The sequence below is a fragment of the Vreelandella mediterranea genome (assembly GCF_970647075.1).
This window is the reverse complement of record NZ_OZ310198.1, coordinates 408,874-427,796: the sequence shown is the minus strand read 5'-3', so window position 1 is coordinate 427,796 and position 18,923 is coordinate 408,874. Positions and strand designations below refer to the sequence as shown.

General features: G+C 58.0%; 19 protein-coding genes, 1 pseudogene and 1 riboswitch. Of the genes and pseudogenes, 14 read left to right on the top strand and 6 right to left on the bottom strand.

Annotated elements, in window-relative coordinates:
* The first annotated feature begins 10 nt into the window (after window positions 1–10).
* Entirely contained in the window at window positions 11–1,384 is a 1,374-nt protein-coding gene (locus ACWFVE_RS02080; RefSeq protein ID WP_447527640.1) for an NAD(P)-dependent oxidoreductase, read from the top strand.
* Window positions 1,381–2,715 carry an NAD-dependent dihydropyrimidine dehydrogenase subunit PreA gene (preA, locus tag ACWFVE_RS02075; protein ID WP_447527639.1) on the top strand — a complete coding sequence of 445 codons (1,335 nt, stop codon included), beginning with the start codon at window positions 1,381–1,383 and terminating at the stop codon, window positions 2,713–2,715. Before ACWFVE_RS02080 ends, preA begins: the two co-directional genes overlap by 4 nt.
* Here preA and ACWFVE_RS02070 read toward each other — a convergent pair.
* Window positions 2,712–3,497 carry a class I SAM-dependent methyltransferase gene (locus ACWFVE_RS02070; RefSeq protein WP_447527638.1) on the bottom strand — a complete coding sequence of 262 codons (786 nt, stop codon included), beginning with the start codon at window positions 3,495–3,497 and terminating at the stop codon, window positions 2,712–2,714. The genes preA and ACWFVE_RS02070 overlap by 4 nt on opposite strands.
* A 202-nt stretch (window positions 3,498–3,699) precedes the next feature.
* Between ACWFVE_RS02070 and ACWFVE_RS02065 the strand changes: the two genes are divergently transcribed.
* The 8 genes and pseudogenes from ACWFVE_RS02065 to ACWFVE_RS02030 all read left to right on the top strand — a co-directional run bounded on the left by ACWFVE_RS02065 (window position 3,700) and on the right by ACWFVE_RS02030 (window position 12,368).
* The gene (locus ACWFVE_RS02065; RefSeq protein WP_447527637.1) at window positions 3,700–4,590 is read left to right on the top strand and encodes an ABC transporter substrate-binding protein; all 891 of its coding nucleotides are present in this window, start codon (window positions 3,700–3,702) and stop codon (window positions 4,588–4,590) included.
* A 179-nt stretch (window positions 4,591–4,769) separates the two neighbouring features.
* A pseudogene (gene codB / locus ACWFVE_RS02060) lies at window positions 4,770–6,026 on the top strand (cytosine permease); the annotation flags it as partial.
* Between the two features lie 11 nt (window positions 6,027–6,037).
* Window positions 6,038–7,285: a cytosine deaminase gene (codA, locus tag ACWFVE_RS02055; protein ID WP_447527636.1), complete on the top strand. Its 1,248-nt coding sequence runs from the start codon at window positions 6,038–6,040 to the stop codon at window positions 7,283–7,285.
* 51 nt (window positions 7,286–7,336) lie between these two features.
* Window positions 7,337–7,810, top strand: a complete 474-nt coding sequence (locus ACWFVE_RS02050; RefSeq protein WP_447527635.1) for a YbaK/EbsC family protein — start codon at window positions 7,337–7,339, stop codon at window positions 7,808–7,810.
* 108 nt (window positions 7,811–7,918) lie between these two features.
* A riboswitch (FMN riboswitch) is annotated at window positions 7,919–8,069 on the top strand.
* A gap of 99 nt (window positions 8,070–8,168) precedes the next feature.
* On the top strand, window positions 8,169–8,660 hold the full coding sequence (locus tag ACWFVE_RS02045) for a 6,7-dimethyl-8-ribityllumazine synthase (protein WP_447527634.1): 492 nt from the start codon (window positions 8,169–8,171) through the stop codon (window positions 8,658–8,660).
* 766 nt (window positions 8,661–9,426) lie between these two features.
* Window positions 9,427–10,356, top strand: coding sequence for a Bug family tripartite tricarboxylate transporter substrate binding protein (locus ACWFVE_RS02040; RefSeq protein WP_447527633.1), 930 nt, complete (start codon window positions 9,427–9,429; stop codon window positions 10,354–10,356).
* A 42-nt stretch (window positions 10,357–10,398) separates the two neighbouring features.
* Window positions 10,399–10,893 carry a tripartite tricarboxylate transporter TctB family protein gene (locus tag ACWFVE_RS02035; protein WP_447527632.1) on the top strand — a complete coding sequence of 165 codons (495 nt, stop codon included), beginning with the start codon at window positions 10,399–10,401 and terminating at the stop codon, window positions 10,891–10,893.
* Window positions 10,785–12,368, top strand: coding sequence for a tripartite tricarboxylate transporter permease (locus tag ACWFVE_RS02030; RefSeq protein WP_447527631.1), 1,584 nt, complete (start codon window positions 10,785–10,787; stop codon window positions 12,366–12,368). The genes ACWFVE_RS02035 and ACWFVE_RS02030 overlap by 109 nt, the downstream gene beginning before the upstream one ends.
* Window positions 12,369–12,405: 37 nt before the next feature.
* Here ACWFVE_RS02030 and ACWFVE_RS02025 read toward each other — a convergent pair whose 3' ends face one another.
* Window positions 12,406–12,954 carry a rhodanese-like domain-containing protein gene (locus ACWFVE_RS02025; RefSeq protein WP_447527630.1) on the bottom strand — a complete coding sequence of 183 codons (549 nt, stop codon included), beginning with the start codon at window positions 12,952–12,954 and terminating at the stop codon, window positions 12,406–12,408.
* Window positions 12,955–12,968: 14 nt separating this feature from the next.
* Window positions 12,969–13,412: an N-acetyltransferase family protein gene (locus ACWFVE_RS02020; RefSeq protein WP_447527629.1), complete on the bottom strand. Its 444-nt coding sequence runs from the start codon at window positions 13,410–13,412 to the stop codon at window positions 12,969–12,971.
* 93 nt (window positions 13,413–13,505) lie between these two features.
* On the opposite strand from ACWFVE_RS02020, the gene pdxR reads away from it, so the two are divergent.
* From pdxR to ACWFVE_RS02005, 3 genes are all read left to right on the top strand, one after another.
* Window positions 13,506–14,990: a MocR-like pyridoxine biosynthesis transcription factor PdxR gene (pdxR, locus tag ACWFVE_RS02015; RefSeq protein WP_447527628.1), complete on the top strand. Its 1,485-nt coding sequence runs from the start codon at window positions 13,506–13,508 to the stop codon at window positions 14,988–14,990.
* Between the two features lie 203 nt (window positions 14,991–15,193).
* Window positions 15,194–15,919: a phosphatidylcholine synthase gene (gene pcsA, locus ACWFVE_RS02010; RefSeq protein WP_447527627.1), complete on the top strand. Its 726-nt coding sequence runs from the start codon at window positions 15,194–15,196 to the stop codon at window positions 15,917–15,919.
* Window positions 15,920–15,922: 3 nt separating this feature from the next.
* Window positions 15,923–16,615 carry a uracil-DNA glycosylase family protein gene (locus tag ACWFVE_RS02005; protein WP_447527626.1) on the top strand — a complete coding sequence of 231 codons (693 nt, stop codon included), beginning with the start codon at window positions 15,923–15,925 and terminating at the stop codon, window positions 16,613–16,615.
* On the opposite strand, the gene ACWFVE_RS02000 is transcribed toward ACWFVE_RS02005, so the two are convergent.
* A complete protein-coding gene (locus tag ACWFVE_RS02000) occupies window positions 16,612–16,914 on the bottom strand; it encodes a putative quinol monooxygenase (RefSeq protein WP_447527625.1) in 303 nt (100 codons plus the stop codon). The genes ACWFVE_RS02005 and ACWFVE_RS02000 overlap by 4 nt on opposite strands.
* A gap of 112 nt (window positions 16,915–17,026) precedes the next feature.
* Complete coding sequence (locus ACWFVE_RS01995) at window positions 17,027–17,647, bottom strand: TetR family transcriptional regulator C-terminal domain-containing protein (protein WP_447527624.1); 621 nt, start codon at window positions 17,645–17,647, stop codon at window positions 17,027–17,029.
* A gap of 312 nt (window positions 17,648–17,959) precedes the next feature.
* On the opposite strand from ACWFVE_RS01995, the gene ACWFVE_RS01990 reads away from it, so the two are divergent.
* Entirely contained in the window at window positions 17,960–18,514 is a 555-nt protein-coding gene (locus ACWFVE_RS01990; protein ID WP_447527623.1) for a zf-TFIIB domain-containing protein, read from the top strand.
* Between the two features lie 97 nt (window positions 18,515–18,611).
* On the opposite strand, the gene ACWFVE_RS01985 is transcribed toward ACWFVE_RS01990, so the two are convergent.
* A complete protein-coding gene (locus ACWFVE_RS01985; RefSeq protein WP_447527622.1) occupies window positions 18,612–18,890 on the bottom strand; it encodes a PAAR domain-containing protein in 279 nt (92 codons plus the stop codon).
* Between the last annotated feature and the right edge of the window lie 33 nt (window positions 18,891–18,923).

Sequence of the window (18,923 nt, the reverse complement as noted above, 5' to 3'; positions counted from 1 at the left end):
AGAAACGACCGTGACCCATTCCCTCGACCACCTGCCCAGCGCCAAAGAGGTCGGCACCTTCGACCCCGAGGCGCTTGCCCGCAATTTCAGCGATATTCACCCGCCGCTCACCGACCGCCAGGCGATCATCGAGAGCCAGCGCTGTCTCTACTGCTTCGATGCGCCCTGCGTCGAGGCGTGCCCCTCGGAGATCGACGTGCCGAGCTTCATTCGCCAGATCAGCGAGGGCAACGTCAACGGCGCAGCACAAACGATTCTCGAGGCCAATATTCTGGGCGGTAGCTGCGCCCGGGTCTGCCCGACGGAAATACTTTGCGAAAAAAGCTGCGTGCGTAACCACGACGCGGAGTGCCAGCCGGTGCTGATCGGCCTTTTACAGCGCCACGCCACGGATAACATGGACTTCGACGGCCACCCTTTCCAACGGGAAGCGCCGACCGGCAAGCATATCGCCGTGGTGGGTGCCGGCCCCGCTGGGCTCTCCTGCGCGCATCGCCTGGCGCTTTTGGGCCACCAGGTGACGATTTTCGAAGCCGAGCAAAAACCCGGCGGCTTGAACGAGTACGGCATCGCCCGCTACAAGATGACCGACGACTTCGCCCGCCGGGAGGTCGAGTTCCTGCTCGGCGTGGGCGGCATCACCATCGAGTACGGCCAGCGCCTGGGTGACAACCTGACGCTCGAGGCGCTGCGCGAGCGCCACGACAGCGTCTTTCTAGGTCTTGGGCTAGGCACCAGCCGGGCGCTTGGGCTGGTGGATGAAAACGCCCCGGGGCTGCTGCCCGCGGTGGAGTACATCAAACCGCTGCGTCAGGAAACGGATCTCGAGCGGTTGGCGGTGGCCAATCGCTGCATCGTCATCGGCGCGGGCAATACGGCGATCGACATGGCCACCCAGATGGCCAGGCTGGGCGCCAAAGAGGTATCGCTGGTCTACCGCCGCGGCAGCGAAGCGATGTCCGCCACCCACCACGAACAGGACATCGCCAAGGCGAACGGCGTGCGCATCGTGACCTGGGCCCAGCCCGACGAAGTGCTGCTCGACGAGCAGGGCCGGGTGGCCGGCATGCGTTTTGCGGCCACGAAGGACGAGGACGGGCGCCTGGTGAGCACTGGCGAGACCTTCGAGATCGCCGCCAACGCGATTTTCAAGGCGATCGGCCAAGGGTTCGACGGCCAAAGCCTGGCCGATGTCACCGACCTCGGTCGCGAGGGCGAGCGCATCGGTGTCGACGAGCGCTTTCAAACCTCGCTGGCGGGCGTCTACGCCGGCGGCGACTGCATCGCCCCGGGCCAGGATCTGACCGTCCAGGCGGTGCAGCACGGTAAGCTCGCCGCCCACGCCATCCACCAAGCCCTGACCGCCCAGCAGGAGGCCGCATGAACACATTCGCCTTTACCCCCAACGCCAGGCAGCAAAGCCGCGAAAACATCGTCAACGGTGTCGATCTTTCGGTGAACTTCGCCGGCATCAAGGCCCCCAACCCCTTCTGGCTCGCCTCCGCCCCGCCCACGGACAAGGCCTACAACGTGACCCGTGCGTTCGAGGCGGGCTGGGGCGGCGTAGTGTGGAAAACCCTTGGCGAAGAGCCGCCGGCGGTGAACGTCTCCTCGCGCTACTCCGCCCACTACGGCAAGAACCGCGAGGTGATCGGCTTCAACAACATCGAGCTGATCACCGACCGCTCGCTGGAGGTGAATCTGGCAGAGATCACCCAGGTGAAGAAAGAGTGGCCGGACCGGGCGCTGGTCGTCTCGATCATGGTGCCCTGCGTGGAGGAGTCCTGGGCGTACATCCTGCCGCGGGTCGAGGCCACCGGCGCCGACGGTATCGAGCTAAACCTAGGCTGCCCCCACGGCATGCCGGAGCGCGGCATGGGCGCAGCGGTGGGCCAGAACCCGGATCTGATCGAGCAGGTCACCGCCTGGTGCAAGAAGTACTACTCCAAACCGGTGATCGTGAAGCTCACCCCCAACATCACCGACATTCGCGTGGGTGCCCGGGCGGCGCTGCGCGGCGGGGCGGATGCGGTCGCGTTGATCAATACCATCAACTCGATCTCCAGCATTGATCTGGACAACATGGTCGCCAAGCCCACGGTGGGTCATCAAAGCACCCACGGCGGCTATTGCGGCAGCGCCGTCAAGCCCATCGCCATGAACATGGTGGCCGAGATCGCCCGGGACCCGGCAACGCCCACGCTGCCCATCTCCGGCATCGGCGGTATTGCCAGCTGGCGGGATGCGGCGGAGTTCATCGCCTTGGGGGCGGGCAGCGTGCAGGTCTGCACCGCGGCGATGCTCAACGGCTTTCGCATTGTCGAGGAGATGAAAGATGGCCTGTCGCGCTGGATGGCAGAGAAAGGCTATGACTCCATCGAGGCGTTCTCGCGCAAGGCGATCCCGCAGACCACCGACTGGAAGCACCTGGACATCAACTTCCAGACCATCGCCCATATCGACCAGGACCTGTGCATCGAGTGCGGGCGCTGTTATATCGCCTGTGAGGACACCTCGCACCAGTCGATCGCCAAGCTCGCCGAGCCCGACGGCTCGCGCCGTTACGAAATCATCGAGGAAGAGTGCGTGGGCTGTAATCTCTGCCAGATCACCTGCCCGGTAGAGAACTGCATCACCATGGTGCCCCAGGACACCGGCAAGCCCTTCCTGGCCTGGGACCACGACCCGCGCAACCCCTTCAAGGCCGCGGGCTAACTGCCTTCAGCGCCCTGCGGGGCGCTTTTTTTGGGCTCGGCCACCATCACGTAATCCGCCCCGTGGCTGAGCCCACCCTCGATCTCGATATGCTCAAGCGCCCGGCGCTCCAGGTCGTCGACGTGCTTGAGCATCGCCTGGGCCAGATTGCGATCAGCGATGGTCGCCATACGCTGGCGGCACATCTTCATCTGCCCCTCGACGAATTTCTTGCCGTAGCGAATCGGGAAGCGCTTGCTCTCGATCACCTCGAAATCCGCGCGCGCTAGCTGGCGCTCGACCCAGCTCGACGGATACTCACGGTAGGTGCGCTCGCCGGCCAGCAACAGGCAGGCGTCGCGCAGGCGGCCAATTTCCACCACCAGCTTGCCCGCGGCGGTGGTCGCATCGAAGGGCACGTAGGGTTCGAGGCCGACCAGGTAAAGACGTTTTTTGGTGAGCGCACAAAGCCGCGGGAAAAGCTCGTCCTGCCAGTAAGGGGCGAAGCCGTCGATGGCGCCGAGCAGGTAATCCGCCAGCACGGTGTCGAAGCGCTCCTCTTCCAGAAAGCGCGGGTCTTGCCAGTTGCCCAGTACCAAACGGTCCTGGTCGCGTTTTTGCCCTTCTACCGCGCGCTCGACGCTTTGCGCCATGCCGCCGGCACCGGTGACCGCCGTCCAGCTCTCGGTGTTCAAAGCGCTGACCCAGCCAATCGAGTTGACGCCGGTCCCGGCGTCCAGAAAGTGGCCCCAGGGGCGCTTGCCCTGCAGCGCCTCGATGTGTTCGAAAAGTAGTGAGGCCACGTGCCCCTCCCAAAACCGGTTGCCAATTGAATGGCCGAACGAGGCCATTTATTTAATTACATTATAACATATCAAATAAAACCATTAACCGCGAGCTTCCCGAGGCGCTCGTGAATTCAATGAATTAGCGTGACAGTCTCAGACTAATTTGCCATTATGATAATCGATCTCATATACAACATTTTCTCAAAAAGGAGACGTCATGAAAAAAATGCCCCTCAACAGCGCTGCCCTGAAGACACCGGTCATCACGGCGTCGCTGCTCGCGGCCGCCATGAGCGCGTCCGCCCACGCGGATGAGCGCTTCGCCGTTTTCGATCTGGGTAGCCTGGACACGCTGGACGCGCTGGGCGCAAGCGACCAGGTCGTGGGCCTGCCCAAGCAGGTGCTGCCGGACTACCTTGCTCACTTCGACGCCGACGAGTACACCGACCTGGGCGGGCTAAAAAGCCCGGATCTCGACGCGCTCGAACAGAGCGAACCGACGCTGATCGTCTACACCGGCCGCCAAAACGAGTCGAAAGCAGAGTTCGAAGAGCTCGCGCCGCTGTTCGATGCCGGTATTGCCGGTGACGACTACCTGCCCGCCTTCGACGACAACGTCCGTATCCTGGCCGAGCACGCCGGCGTCGAAGAGCAAGCCGAAACCTCGCTGGAAACGCTACACAGCGAAATCGAAAACCAGCGCGAGGCGCTCAGCGATGCCCCGCGCACCCTGGTCGTCACCCATAACGACGGCAGCTACTCGCTCAACGAGCACCCGGTGGTCCACGATGTGCTGGGGGTCGCGACCCAGAACATCCCCGAGAGCGCCGAACGACGCACGTTTGGCGAGCGCACCTTCGTCACGCTAACGCCCGAGACGATTGCCGAGATCGACCCCGAGCGCCTGCTGGTCGTCGACCGTAGCGCCGCCATCGGCCAGGAGCCGCTGGATGCCGACGAACTGCGCGAGCAGCTCGCGGACGCCGGTGCCGACAATGCCGAGGTGGCACTGCTCTCGCCGGAACTTTGGTATCTTTCCGGCGGCGGCCTGCAGAGCCTGTCGCTACAGATCAAAGAAGTGGTCAGCGCACTGGCGACCCAGCCGTAACGCCCCTTGGGTACGCAAGCCCCTCCCACCTGGTGGGCAGGGGCTTTTTTATGGAAGTAACCTGGGCGGCACTTGGCGCCAAACCATTAAGCCCCTGTTCTGGCACTATTATTGCTTATTGTTAGTACTACGTTGCGAACAATTACGTTGCTAACCATGAGGCCACGCCCGGGCAAACTTCCGACTATCCCCTAAAAGAGGTACCCCAAAGCGCTCGCAAGGGGCTTTTATCCACATCGGTGGTCCTGCTCGGGTTCACCTTCTTCACCGCCACCATGTGGGCCGGCGGCTCGCTGGGCCAGGCGTTTCCCATCGGCCAGCTTTTATGGATCATTCTGGCGGGTAATTTGCTACTCGGCGCCTACGCCGCGGCCCTTGGCTATATCGCCTGCAAAAGCGGCTTGAACGCCGTATTGATGGGACGCTTCTGCTTTGGCGAAAAAGGCAGCAAGCTGTCGGATTTCATCCTCGGCTTTACCCAGATCGGCTGGTACGCCTGGGGCACCGCGACCATCGCGGTAGTGCTGGTACGCACCACGGGGATGCCCGAATGGATGGAAAGCCCCTTAATGGTGCTTTTTGGCTTCGGCTTTTGCATCACGGCGATGATCGGCTACCGCGGTATGGACTGGCTTTCGCGTTTTGCCGTGCCGGCGATGATGCTGTTCATCGTGATCAGCCTGTTCACCGGCCTGGTGGACGTGGGCGGCCTGGCCGGACTTGGCCAACAAACGCCGACCGAGAGCATGAGCGTGGCCGCGGCGATCACGGTGATCATCGGCACCTTCATCAGCGGCGGCACCCAAGCCACCAACTGGAGCCGCTTCGCCAAAAGCCCGCGCACGGCGGTGGTGGCCACGCTGGCGGCTTTTCTGGTGGGTAACGGGCTCATGGTACTGACCGGCGCCCTGGGCGCCATGATCTATCAGCAGGCGGACATCGTGGACGTGCTCATCGCCCAGGGCTTCGTCTCCATGGCGGTGCTGATGCTGTTTCTCAACATCTGGACCACCCAGGACAACACCATCTATAACTTTGCCGTAGCTGGCTGTAACCTGCTACGCACTAAGCGCCGCCGGCTGGTCACGGTGGCCGGTGCAGGCATCGGTACCGTACTGGCGGTGGGCGGTATGTATAACCTGCTGATTCCCTTTCTGGTGTTGCTGGGTACGTTCATCCCGCCGATGGGCGGGGTCATCATGGCGGATTTTTGGCTGAAACATAAAGGCCGTTACCCGGCGCTGGACACCGCGCGACTTCCCGACTTCAACCGCCGAGGCCTGGCCGCCTACGCGCTCGGCGCGGGCGCGGCCTACTTTTCGCCGCTGCTGCCCCCATTGGTGGGGGTGCTGGCCGCTGCGCTAAGCTACGCCGTACTGCTTCGCCTGAACCAGGCTTCTTCAACCGCCCCCTCACCCGCTACCGCTAAACACTAAGTGAGCTCCCCATGGATATCGTCAATGCCCGCCTGCGCCACCGCTCCGAGCTTTTCCATCTTACGATCGAGGACGGCGTGTTTAGCGCCATTGCTGCCCAAAACGCGCACCGTCAGGCAACGCCAGAACAAACCGATGCCAAAGGCCAACTGGTCTGCGCGCCTTTCATCGAACCCCATATTCACCTGGACGCCGCGCTGACCGCCGGCGAGCCTGCATGGAACGAAAGCGGCACCCTGTTCGAGGGTATCGAGCGCTGGGGCGAGCGCAAGCCGCTGCTCTCGGAAAACGATATTCGCGAGCGCGTGTACAAGACGCTAAACCTTTTGATCGGCAACGGCGTGCAGTTCGTGCGCACCCACGCCGACACCAGCGACCCGAGCCTGGTGGGCCTGCGCACGCTGTGTGCGCTTCGCGACGAGCTCAAGGACAAGATCGAGATTCAGGTGGTGGCGTTTCCCCAGGACGGGCTGCTCTCCTACCCCGGCGGCGACAAGCTCATGGAAGAGGCGCTGAAGATCGGCGCCGACGTGGTCGGCGGCATACCCCACTTCGAGTACACCCGGGAGCTGGGGGTGGCCTCCATGAAGCGCGTCATCGAGTTGGCCCTGAAGTACGACCGGCTGGTCGACGTACACTGCGACGAGATCGACGACCCCAACTCGCGCTTTCTCGAAGTGCTGGCGGCCGAGGCGCTGTTTAACGACCTGGGCTCGCGGGTAACCGCCAGCCACACCGTGGCCATGCACTCCTACGATAACGCTTACTGCTCGAAGCTCTTCTTGCTGCTCAAGAAGTCAGGCATCAACTTCATCTCCTGCCCGACCGAGAGCATTCACCTGCAGGGGCGCTTCGACACCTACCCCAAACGCCGCGGCGTCACACGCGTTAAAGAGCTCAATGAGGCGGGTATCAACGTCTGCTTCGCCGAGGACTCGATTTTTGACCCCTGGTATTCGCTGGGTAACGGCAAGCTCTTGCGCACGCTGGATTTCGGCCTGCATATCTGTCAGATGATGGGCTATAAGGACTTCAGTCAGGCGCTCTCCTTGGTGACCGACAACAGCGCGCGCACGCTCAACATTCAAGCGCGCTACGGTATCGAAGTGGGCAAACCGGCAAGCTTCAACGTACTGGACGGCGAGGACGACTACAGCGTGCTGCGCAACCAGGGCGACGTGCTGCTCTCGGTGCGAAACGGCGAGACCATCATGCAGCGCGAGCCCTCACGTATCGTCACCCCAAACTGGATTGGCTGAGTCGAAAAAACCACGTTAATCTAAAACGGTTCCCAACAAGGAGGTGGATGTATGAGCGTTGAAACCGTGCGCAGTTTTCTGGCCGAGCACGCCCCGGACATCGAGATCATAGAATCCAACGAGAGCACGGCGACCGTGGCCGAAGCGGCCCAGACCCACGGCGTCGAGCCGGGCCAAATCGCCAAGACGCTCGCCTTCAAGGTGAACGAGATGCCGCTTTTGATCGTAGCCGCCGGGGATGCCCGCATCGACAACGCCAAAATTCGCGCGCGATTCGAAGGCAAAGCGACGATGCTCGACGCCGATACGGTGATGGAACTGACCAGCCACCCGGTCGGCGGTGTCTGCCCGTTCGGTCTCGCCGCCGACGTGCCCGTCTACTGCGATGAATCGCTCAAGCGCTTCGATGAAGTGCTGCCCGCCGCGGGTTCCGGCAACAGCGCCGTGCGCATCGCCCCAAAAAGGCTCGCCGAGCTGGTGCACGCCGAGTGGGTGGATGTCTGCTCGCTCAACGACACACGCTAAGCGCTTTAAATCGATCAGTACAAGGGCCCTGCGCCGCTGGCGGCGCAGGGCCCTTGTGCGTACACTAAGCGGGCTAACGGCTCGCGCCGATAAGGTGCGAGCGATCAGCGACGTTCTCAGGGCGGGGTGCAAGTCCCCACCGGCGGTGATGGCGTACTAAACGCTCAAGCCCGCGAGCGCTCCAGCCCTTTGTTGGAGGTCAGCAGATTCGGTGAGACTCCGAAGCCGACGGTGATAGTCCGGATGAAAGAGAACGGCGCCGCTACCCGCTTTTATACGTGCCCCTGGGCGCGTGCAAGGGCGTGGCGGGCGGCCGCCGCATGCCCTGATTCTGGCACTTTATTCAATGAGAATGACCATGAATCAGACCTTTCCGTTAGAACTTTCCTCGCACACCACGTCTCAGCGTATCGCCTTCATTCAGGGCCACTGGCATGGCGACATCGTCGGTCAGGCATACCAGGCGTTTATCGCAGAAATCGAGCAAAACGGCCTCAAAGCCGATCAGGTCGATGTCTTTACCGTTTCCGGCGCTTATGAAATTCCGCTTCAAGCGAAAGTGCTGGCCGAAAGCGGCCGTTATGGGGCGATCGTCGGCGCAGGCTTCGTGGTGGATGGCGGCATCTACCGCCACGACTTCGTCGCCCACGCGGTGATCGACGGCATGATGCGCGTCCAGCTCGACACCCAAGTCCCGGTGATCTCGGTGGTGCTCACCCCGCACCACTTCCACGAACACGCCACCCATCACGATTTCTACTTCCAGCACTTTTTGGCCAAAGGCAAGGAAGCGGCGAGTGCGTGCCTTAACACCATGGAAAACCTCTACCGCGCGCGCCAAACCAGATAATAGATGAGACGCCCCACGGTCCGGCAAACGCCGGACCCACTACCTTTCGAGGATAAAAGAAAACGCGGTACACGATGGTACATTTATGAATCTTCCTGTATCCATCGATACAACAATCTTCTTATTAGTCATTTGAAGTTATCATCAAACATCTGCAACTCGATACTAACAAAATCACAATCGTCAAAAATATAATATATATGTTTGAGTCGACTACTCTTGGTAGAAATGTACTATTTAAATTTCGCTAAAGAAAAATCCTAAGCCCCCTCCGACTTTGTAGAGCGCTCCAAAAGTACTAAAAGCTCTCTATATTGCATGGAAACATCGGCGCTTCTTCAGCCGAATTATTAACAATGTATATCTCGTAAGAATTAGTTTTTGCATGAGCGCCTTTTTCTAATTCACGAACGCATTCAACTTTCGGGCAAGGCCTGACCATCGTACCGAAGTGCATCAGTACGTTCGTATCGCTACGACACGTTAAATTTCACTTATTTAACAGTCGACCAGTCACAAAAGAAGCAAATATAACTTATTGATTAAATTGATATTAAAATAAAATTAGCCATAATTAAAATCAATGCAGTTAACTTATAAGGCAATGATTTTAATCATAAAATATCTTTATATCGAATATTTTTTAGACTTTAGTCTCTTTTGACAACAAAAATCATAGCGCTACGATTTTAAGTGTAATGACGCTCACTGACGATGTGTCGCGTTGTATAAGCACCTAACCAAACAAATACATAGAGGTGAAAAAATGAAGAAGGAAACCCTACTACTGCCGGGCCTGTTTGCTGCCACTACAGCGTTACTCAGCACTCAAACTGCTTTAGCTGACAATATCGAGATGATTGTGCCCTTTAGCGCTGGCGGAGGTACAGACCTGGTCGCTAGAGTTTTCGAGCCCGGCTTTTCGAATGCTTTAGGAAGCACTACTATTATTCGTAATATTGATGGAGCAAGTGGAACGATAGGAACGGCAGAAGCTGCTAAAGAGAGCAGCACAACTATTGGTTACTTGCCGATCGGTCCCGTAGCTATCCAACCTTCTTTACGTCAAACTCCTTATGGCCTGGATAGCTGGACGTATATTTGTCAAACGGTAAATAATCCTGTCTTCTTATTCAAAAGCTCTGACAACGACGAAGATATTTTAGAGCGCATCATCAACTCGCCGGAAGAAGGAAGAATCATGTATGGCTCTTCTGGTCCAGGCACCGTTCCACACTTGGCAATGGCTGCGTTGGCCAATGCCACTGGGGTGAGTTCAGTACATTTACCATTTCCGGGTACAGGACCAGCCATGAATGCAATGGCAGGAGGGGAAATCGAGCTATTTGCCGATACAGCCTCTGTTATCGAAGCCAATCATGTGACGCCTTTGACGATATTCGCCCAAGAGCGCTCAACACAATATCCAGACATACCGACAATGAAAGAACTCGGATATGATTTGGAGTTTTCCGTATGGCAAGGCGTTTTCGCTCCAAAGGAAATTTCGGAAGAAAGAAAAGAGGCACTTTCATCCGCTTGTCTAGAAGCTCTCGAATCAGACAGTATGATTTCGTTTTCCGAAAGCGCTAACATCAATATTTCTTACAAATCATCATCTGAATTCGAAAAATTTGTTAGAGACAACTTCCAACTTAACGCTGATATAATCCAGGAAATTGGCCTAAATCAATAATCTTTAAAAAACGAACGCTAAATTATTTCTGAGAGCGAGCTGATGTATAAAAAAGCAATAATCATAAATAACAAAAATACTATTAACTTAGCTTTTTTGGTGATTGGTTGCCTTCTGATCTGGAATGGTTTTTTCAACACTGGATCCGTTGGCTCGGAAAATATGATTGCGAATAGTTCATCAGGCTCGCTCACAAATCCACTTTCTCTTTTATGGGTGGCAATGGCCTCGATAATTTTCATCAAAGATATTTTTGGCAACATTTCCAGAAATCAAGAGGACAATAGCAAAAGCACTGTCTCTCTTAAACTAATAACCATTATGGCATTAATTAGCTTAATTGTCTGGATAACGCCTATTTTAGGGTTTTTTATCGTTATCACCACCTTCTTGCCACTACTGCTTTTTTTAATTGGCACGAAAGGTAAATGGCAGATAACCATAGCAACAATAATACTTGGGCCAGCCATCTGGTTTATATTTCACCACCTATTATCCCTCAGATTGCCAACAATATTGCCCGGGGGCATTTTTTAATGAACGACATTCTTGATCTTATTAATATATACGTTATTTCAGCCACTTTATTAGGTACTGCGCTAGGTATTATCATAGGTGCTCTACCGGGTTTAGGATCGGTTGTGGGCCTTTCTATCTGCCTTCCCTTCACATTTGGCATGTCGCTTTTGCCCAGCCTTGGTTTGTTACTTGGTGTTTATAGTGGCTCAGTGTTCGGAGGGTCTATTTCTGCCATTTTAATAAACTCACCTGGGACACCACAAGCCGCGGCAACGACGCTGGATGGATATCCCTTGGCTCTTCAAGGAAAAGCAGGTCTTGCTTTAGGGTGGGCGACAGCAGCTTCGGTTATTGGAGGCTTAATATCCTGCGCTGTTTTAATTTTTGCGGCACCACAGCTAGCAAGATTTGCCGTTAACTTTGGTTCGATAGAAATCTTTGCCCTCATCACCCTGGCATTGACTTGCATAGCAGCGGTTTCTCAAGGAGCCATGATTAAAGGAATTATGGCCGGCATTGTAGGCTTAATGCTATCTCTGATTGGCACAGACCCTATTACCGGGAGCAACCGCTTAACGTTTGGAACGACTTTTTTAACAGGTGGGCTGGACCTTATCAGTGTCGTGATCGGACTTTTTGCAATTTCCGAAGTGTTTACCAGAATTCAAAATCCGGATTCAGAAGGCAACGTAACTAAAGGAGCAAAGCTCTTCTATCCTCGCTTAAGGATGTGGAAAGGAAGATTAACAGGTCTTATAAGAAGCTCTTTTATCGGCTGCCTGGTAGGCACTCTACCGGGCACAGGCGCAGCTACATCGTCCTTCATTAGCTATGGAGTTGCCCAACAAGTATCTCGAAATCGAGAAAACTTTGGCAAGGGTGAGGCTGACGGAATTATAGCAGCTGAGTCTTCAAACAATGCAGTTACTGGAAGTGCGATGATACCCACGCTAGCACTGGGCATTCCTGGTGACGTAGTTACAGCGATACTATTGAGCGCATTGGTAATTCATGGAATCACTCCCGGCGTACAGTTAATGAGTCAGCATCCCGAGGTAATTTCCTCAATTTTTATACTCCTGATTGCCATCAATATCTTCATTATTTTCTTGGCTCCTCCTATTGTTCGCATATTTGGAAGTCTATTAAAAATCCCTGAACCTATAATCTTATCAGGGGTTGTAGTACTTTCACTAATTGGTGCATTAACAGTTCGCGGCAACCCTCTGGACGCTGTTGTCACCATCTTATTTGGCATTCTGGGTTACTTTTTAAGAAAAGCTGATTACCCTCTAGCTCCATTGGTAATTGGATTGGTTCTTGGTCCACAATTCGAACAAAGCCTTAGACGGGGACTCCTGATTTCTGATGGCAATTTTTTGTCTTTTTTCACACACTCACCGCTGGCGACAACTATCTTCTGTGCGACAGGCTTGTTCATTCTTATATTTCTTGGGAGAGAAATAATGTCTTCGAAAGCAGCGACTAATTAATTCATTAAAAGCACGTTCGAAACGCTGACAAAAGCTATCAATTCCAATTGCCTAGATGACGCCCACAGGCAGCCCACACTACTGGAGCTGCCTGTCTAATAAAGAGCGAAGAGTGGTTCGCCATCTTCCCTAACAGCCACACTCCGCAAGCGGCGCTTTCAAAAGACGCCCCCGCTCTTCCCCCTTCCTGCACCGGGTGCGCGTCCCGGCGCCAGAAATCCAGCCCGCCTAAAAGCTCCTTTACATGAAAGCCGGCACTTGCCAGCTTCCACGCGCCCTTGGTCGAGCCGTTACAACCAATGCCGTCGCAGTAGGTGACGTACACTTTCGAGGGGTCGAGCGCGGCAAGTCGCTCGGGCGTCATTTCCCGGTGGGGAAAACTCACCGCTCCGGGAATGTGCCCGGCGCAGTAGTGCTCGACACTTCGCGTGTCGAACACCACGACCTCCTCGACGTCGTTGGCGAGATCCTGGGCCAAGTCCCAGGCATCGGTGTGGTAGCAGAGCTTGTCGTACATCGCTTTGGCCATATCGGAAGGAGCCGCCGGCGGGAAGGCGAGCACCGCGGAAGAAGGTGTGTCGGTCACGAAAGGCTCCTTTATCAGGTATTCAACAGGTAGCTGTAGAAGGCCGTGTTGCGCTGCCAGCCCAGTATTTCGTAAAGGCGCTGGGCCGGTTCGTTTTCGACCTGGGTCATCAGCACTAGCCGTGCCACGCCGTGCTCGTGGGCAAGCGATGCCGCAGCCTCCATTAGCGCCCGGCCGGCCCCTCGCTGGCGGGCGTTTGGGGCGACGTAAAGGTCGTTCAGCGTCCAGCGGGCGTTCAGGCCGACGGTGGAGAGCCCGGGAAACATCTGCACGAACCCGTCGAGTTCACCGCGTGCGTCTTCGCTGACCAAAATGAACGAATCCCCCAGCCCGAAGCGCTGTTCCAGAAAATGGCGGGCGGCGCTTACATCGCCGGGCTGCTGGTAGAACTGACGGTACGCATCCAGCAGCACGGTCAACGCTTCGAGATCGTTCATTACGGCGGCTCTGATCGTCATGGGCTTTTCCTCTTGACTGGCTGTTGGCCGATTCAGTCTCGCGCTATAGTGGCCCCTTGGTAAGAGCCACTTTTTGCAATATCGGGGGAACCAGTGAGCCAGCGCGCTACCGCCAGTGATTGGATCATCGATGCCCTAGCACTGCGGGTCGCCCCGCACACCGCCACGCCGCTAAACCGCCAGCTCTACACCACGCTTCGCGACTGGATACAGCGCGGCGAGCTGGGCGCCGGCAGCCGTTTGCCTTCGTCGCGGCGGCTGGCAGGCGGACTAGCGCTTGGCCGCAATACGGTACTCGCCGCGTTGGAGCGGCTGGTGGCCGAGGGTCTGGTGGTCTCGAAAAAGGGCGCGGGGCTTTACGTTGCCGAGCTGCCCGCCTTCACTGCCCCTAATGCGCCGCCGCCGCCCGCCTCGTTCAGCCCGTCCCAACGGGGCCAGGCGCTGATGAAGCGCTGCGCCACGCTAAGCGAAGAGCACCTGGCGTTTGCCCCGGGCGTTCCGGGGCTCGATCTTTTCCCCCACGCCCAGTGGCAGCGCCTTTTACGCCGCCACTACCGCCAAGCCGATAGCCAGTGGCTTGGCTATCAAACGCAAGGTGGCCTGCCCGCTTTAAAAGAGGCGCTGTGCGAGTATCTGACGCTCTCCCGCGCGGTGCGCTGCCACCCGGCGCAGATCGTGATTACCCAGGGCGCCCAGCAGGCGTTCGAACTCATCACCCAGCTCTTGACCGACCCCGGCGACAGCGTATGGATGGAGGAGCCGGGCTACGGCGGCGCCCAAACCAGTTTTCTGGCCGCCGGGCTCGACCTGATCCCCGTGCCGGTGGATGACAACGGCCTAAACCCGGCGCGCTGCCCGCCAAGCTCCAAGCCGCCACGGCTTATTTACGTCACGCCTTCGCATCAGTACCCCACCGGGGTGACCATGCCGGTGCCCAGGCGCTTGGCGCTCTTGGAGCAGGCCGCCGCCCAGGATGCCTGGCTGGTCGAGGACGACTACGACAGCGAGTTTCGCTACGATATTGCGCCGGCGCCTTCGCTTCAGGGGTTGTCGGAGACGGCGCGGGTCATTTACATCGGCACGTTCAGCAAGGTGCTCTACCCCGGGCTTCGCCTGGGTTATATCGTGCTGCCCGAGGCGCTGGCGGACACCTTCCGGCTGGCCAACGCCCGCCTTCACCGAGAGGGGCACTACCCGCTGCAGGCGGCACTGGCCGAGTTCATCACGAAGGGGGATTTTTCCCGCCATATCGGACGAATGCGAAGCTGCTATCGTCAGCGCCGGGCGCTGGCACCGGCAGTCGAAGCCGGGCTGACCCTGTCGTCCGGCCATGCCGGTATGCACCTGGTCTCCGAGCTTGAAAACGTGCAGCAAGAGCGCGCGCTCGTCGATAGGGCGCGAAAGGCCGAGGTGACGCTGTCACCGCTTTCCCGCTACTATATGGGCCAGCCCCAGCGTGCCGGGTTGGTGCTGGGCTACGCCGGAGCGAGTGAGGACGAACTCTCCCGCGCCGGCCGCTGGCTCAGCCAGGCGTGGCTCGAAGTAACGCGCGACCCGTCAAACGGCGCCACCGGCTAATGCGGCAGGCATCTTAAACGCCCGCGGCTTCAATGTTTCAGCTATCTTCATTAAAGCAGCCTGGCGTCTTCAAAGCGCCCGCGACCAAAAGAACGCCATCGGGTCACGTATTCCCGATGTAGCGTCTTGTAGTAGGGTAGCGCTTTAAACGCACATCTATACACCCAACAGTCCGGGAACACGGCGTTCCCCATGAGGTTAACGTGGTTCAACCGCTCTCTTCACCCGCCCCCTCACACGCATCACGATACAAGGCGTGGAGCGTGCACGTGTTAACGGCCAGCGGTGTGCTGCTGGGCACCATGGCGCTTCTGGCGCTGGTCGATGACAACCCGGTGGCCTGCCTTTTGTGGCTAGGCGCGGCGATGATGATCGACGGTTTCGACGGCACGCTAGCGCGCAAGTACGAGGTCAAAACGATCCTCCCGCACTTCGACGGCTCCACCCTGGACATGGTCATCGATTACCTGACCTGGGCGTTCATTCCTGCGCTTTTCATCTACTACTTCATCGACCTGCCCGCCGGGTTCGAGCTGCTGGCGGTGTTCACCATCCTGCTCTCGTCGATGTTCTGCTTTTGCAACGTGGACATGAAAAGCCAGGATAACTACTTCGTCGGCTTTCCCGCTGCCTGGAATATCGCCGCGGTCTACTTCTATATTCTCGGCTTCCACGCTTGGGTCACCTTTGCCGGCATCATCTTTCTGGCCGTGCTCACCGTTACCAAGATGAAGTTTCTCCACCCCTTCCGGGTGCGCCGGTTCATGCCGGTCAATATCGCCATCACGCTTTTATGGTGCGTGTGCGCCACCGCACTGGTGCTTTCAAGCCCGCAACACGCAGGCTGGGCGCTGGTGGGGCTCGCGGTATCCTCGATCTACTTCGTGGGCATGTGCGTGTGGCGCACCGCCCAGGAGTGGTTCGAGTAAACGATGTCCCTCACGCCGCGCCAAATCGAGCACTTCGAAGCCCTGGCCGCCGAGACCGACGGGATCGATCTCGAGGTGTACGCGCGCTTCGAGCGCGACCCGCTTAAACCGATCATCGGCCTGGGCGAGCCCAATCTGCGGGTCGGCTTTTTCGGCCGCGACCCGGGCCGGGACGAGGTCCGCCATGGCGACCCCTTCATCGGCGCCGGCGGCCAACTGGTGAGAAAAGCGCTTTATCAGCGCCTTTACGGCGAAGAAATGCCGAATTTCGAGGCCTCCCGCGCGGTGGGCGAGCACTTTTTCTGGATCAACACCGTGCCCTATAAGCCTATCGGCAATAAGGCGTGGTCGATGAAGGTCAAGCGCCGCTTCCACCCCTTGATCAGCGAGGTAGTAGTTGCAGACTGGCAAGGCCAGGATTTGATCACCCTGGGGCGCGAGGCGTTTTTGTGGTTCGGGATTAATCGTTCTAAGGAAGAGCGCGCCCGGCTCGAGGCGTTCTGGAAACGTGACGACCGCTTCGAGAGCAGTATCGACGTCACCCTCGAAGACGGTAACGGCAAGGCGCGCAGCGTCACGCTTCATCCGCTGCCCCACCCCTCCCCGCTCAACCAGACCTGGTATACCCGCTTTCCCGGTTTATTGAAGCAGCGTCTGGCGCAGCTCGATGTGCGCCAGGATAACCTGCGGCTTTAAGCGGCGCGGCCGGCGCTTGGCGGCGCCAGCTCGGTAATCTCGATGATCTCGGTGAGCTTCGCTTCCAGCAGCGCTTGGGTGTGCGGCGCCTCGTAGTGGGCCTTTAGCCCCGCCTTGCCTTCCCAGCACTCCCAGAGCAAAAAATCCCCGGCCCGCGCGCTATCTTCCAGCACCTGAAACTGATGGCAGGCGGGCTCATTTTGGGTCGCCGCCTCCAGCTGCAGAAGTCGTTCCCGGGTTTCATCGAGGCGCTGGAAGTCGGTGGCGCGGATACGCGCGCATAGATAGTAAGCCGTCATGTCGTTCTCCTTTAGGGTCAGGAGACGTAGCGTACCCGGCCCGCCTGCCGGTCTGTAGCGCCAACCTTTCAAAGCCGTTTTTCAGAAGTGGAAAGCACGCCCCGGGCGGTGGCTACACCGAGAGCCCGATACCGCGCAGCACGATCGAGGTCACCGACTGCACCGCTTTCTCGAATTGCATGTCGCTAAGTGGCTGGTCGTCGTTGAGCAGTTCGACCTGGTAGTCGAAGTCGGCGTAGTGCTGGGTGGTGGCCCAAATCATATAGAGCAAGTGAGAAGGGTCGACCGGCGCGATTTGCTTGGAGGCCACCCATTCGGCGATCTTGGCCTCTTTGAGCTTGGCCCAATCGAACAGGTTCTCGCGCAGGCGCTCCTTGAGAATCGGCGCCCCCTGCATCACCTCCGCCGCCCATACTTTCGAGCCCTGGGGGCGATAGCGCGAGTGGTTCATCTTGGCGCGAATGTAGCTCGAAAGTACTACGCGGGGGTCATCGTAGAGCTCGAAGCAGAGCGCATCCTGTTTCCAAAGCGCTAACAGGGCCAGCAGCACCTCCTGATAGAGCGCCTCCTTGGTGGCAAAGTAGTAGTGCACATTGGACTTGGGCAGCCCCGCCCGGGCGGCGATCTCGGCCATGGAGGCTCCGGCGTAGCCCTTTTCCGCAAACAGCTGCTCCGCCGCCTCGAGAATGTTCTTGACGTTGGTTTGCCGAATTTCATCCTGGGTTCTCGCCACGCGATACACGTCCCTTTCCATTCAGTGACCTAAAAAAGCACGCCCCCACCGGGTGAAGACGCTGTGACGATTACCCGAATAGCCACTAACGTCAACTCCAAGCGGTGGATGATTAGCCAGACGCCTTCTCACACCCTGTACAGCAACAGCCTTGAGCCCTCTCGCGACCAAAGCTTTCTTTGCCGTTTTGTATATTAGAAGCCGTTGGAGTAGGCTAACCGGAGTGCCTGGGAGCCCGCCAAACATGGCCGGGCATCGTCCGTTGGTTCGACATGCATGTGTCGAACATTTATCTATTCAAGGAAGCGCTCCATGAAGTGTACAGCCTGCCAGGAAGGCAAACTCGTTCCCAGTTTTCTCGACTCGCTCTTTCGCTGTCATACCTGCGAAAATTGCGGCGGCAACTGGCTCTTGATCGAAGACTATATCAGCTGGAAAGAGCGCCACCCCGAGCACGTGTTCGACGATGACCACATCGAAAACATCGATGCCGAAGACACCGTGGGCGCGATGATCTGCCCGGTCACCGGCGGCATCATGAGCAAGTTTCGTATCAGCAAGGACCACAGCCACCGCTTGGACTACAGCGCGCGGGTCGGCGGGGTCTGGCTCAATCGGGGCGAGTGGGAAATGCTGGTAGCGGAAGGCCTGGCCGGCAACCTGAACGCCATTCTCACCGATCACTGGCAGCAGCGCATTCGCGAAGAGCGAACCAGCGACACCTTCGCCGACCTCTACCGCCAGAAGTTTGGCGATGAAGATTACGAGAAGGCGCTAGCGATTCGCCAGTGGCTTCACGAGCACCCGCAAAAGCCGGACCTGCGGGCGTTCCTGATGGCCGAGAACCCATTTTCCGCCGTCGAATAGCAAGAGAAGCGAGTTCCAGGGAGTCAGGACAGCACGACCCCGTAGCGCGGGTAAGCCGGCCGGCGTACCCGCGAAGCCGCGACAACGCGGCCCGACTTCAAACATCGCCAATAATGACCGTGCCCGAGCCTTCGATCACGGTATTGCCGTGGGCGCCGACGCTACTGAGAACGGCGGCGGGCTTGCCGTTGATGAATACCGTGGAGGAAACGGTCCCGGTGATGGGGCTTCCACAGGCCGACTTGTCGCCGAGCCGTGCCGCGGACAATCCGTCGTGAAACACGTCGGGGGAGCCCTCGACCAGCGGGTTGGTTCCGTGCCCGGGGATCGGGCACGCGGTGTCGTCGGTCACACGTGCTGCTGGCTTGCCACTCATGGTCGAACTCCTTAAAAAAGCGTGTTTTTGGCT

Coding starts and splice junctions, on each gene's coding strand:
- ACWFVE_RS02040 (WP_447527633.1), top strand. CDS start 9,427: ATGAAGAAGGAAACCCTACTACTGCCGGGCCTGTTTGCTGCCACTACA.
- ACWFVE_RS01990 (WP_447527623.1), top strand. CDS start 17,960: ATGAAGTGTACAGCCTGCCAGGAAGGCAAACTCGTTCCCAGTTTTCTC.
- preA (WP_447527639.1), top strand. CDS start 1,381: ATGAACACATTCGCCTTTACCCCCAACGCCAGGCAGCAAAGCCGCGAA.
- ACWFVE_RS02020 (WP_447527629.1), bottom strand. CDS start 13,412: ATGACGATCAGAGCCGCCGTAATGAACGATCTCGAAGCGTTGACCGTG.
- ACWFVE_RS02000 (WP_447527625.1), bottom strand. CDS start 16,914: ATGACGGCTTACTATCTATGCGCGCGTATCCGCGCCACCGACTTCCAG.
- ACWFVE_RS02035 (WP_447527632.1), top strand. CDS start 10,399: ATGTATAAAAAAGCAATAATCATAAATAACAAAAATACTATTAACTTA.
- ACWFVE_RS01985 (WP_447527622.1), bottom strand. CDS start 18,890: ATGAGTGGCAAGCCAGCAGCACGTGTGACCGACGACACCGCGTGCCCG.
- ACWFVE_RS02005 (WP_447527626.1), top strand. CDS start 15,923: ATGTCCCTCACGCCGCGCCAAATCGAGCACTTCGAAGCCCTGGCCGCC.
- ACWFVE_RS02045 (WP_447527634.1), top strand. CDS start 8,169: ATGAATCAGACCTTTCCGTTAGAACTTTCCTCGCACACCACGTCTCAG.
- codA (WP_447527636.1), top strand. CDS start 6,038: ATGGATATCGTCAATGCCCGCCTGCGCCACCGCTCCGAGCTTTTCCAT.
- ACWFVE_RS02065 (WP_447527637.1), top strand. CDS start 3,700: ATGAAAAAAATGCCCCTCAACAGCGCTGCCCTGAAGACACCGGTCATC.
- ACWFVE_RS02030 (WP_447527631.1), top strand. CDS start 10,785: ATGGCAGATAACCATAGCAACAATAATACTTGGGCCAGCCATCTGGTT.
- ACWFVE_RS02050 (WP_447527635.1), top strand. CDS start 7,337: ATGAGCGTTGAAACCGTGCGCAGTTTTCTGGCCGAGCACGCCCCGGAC.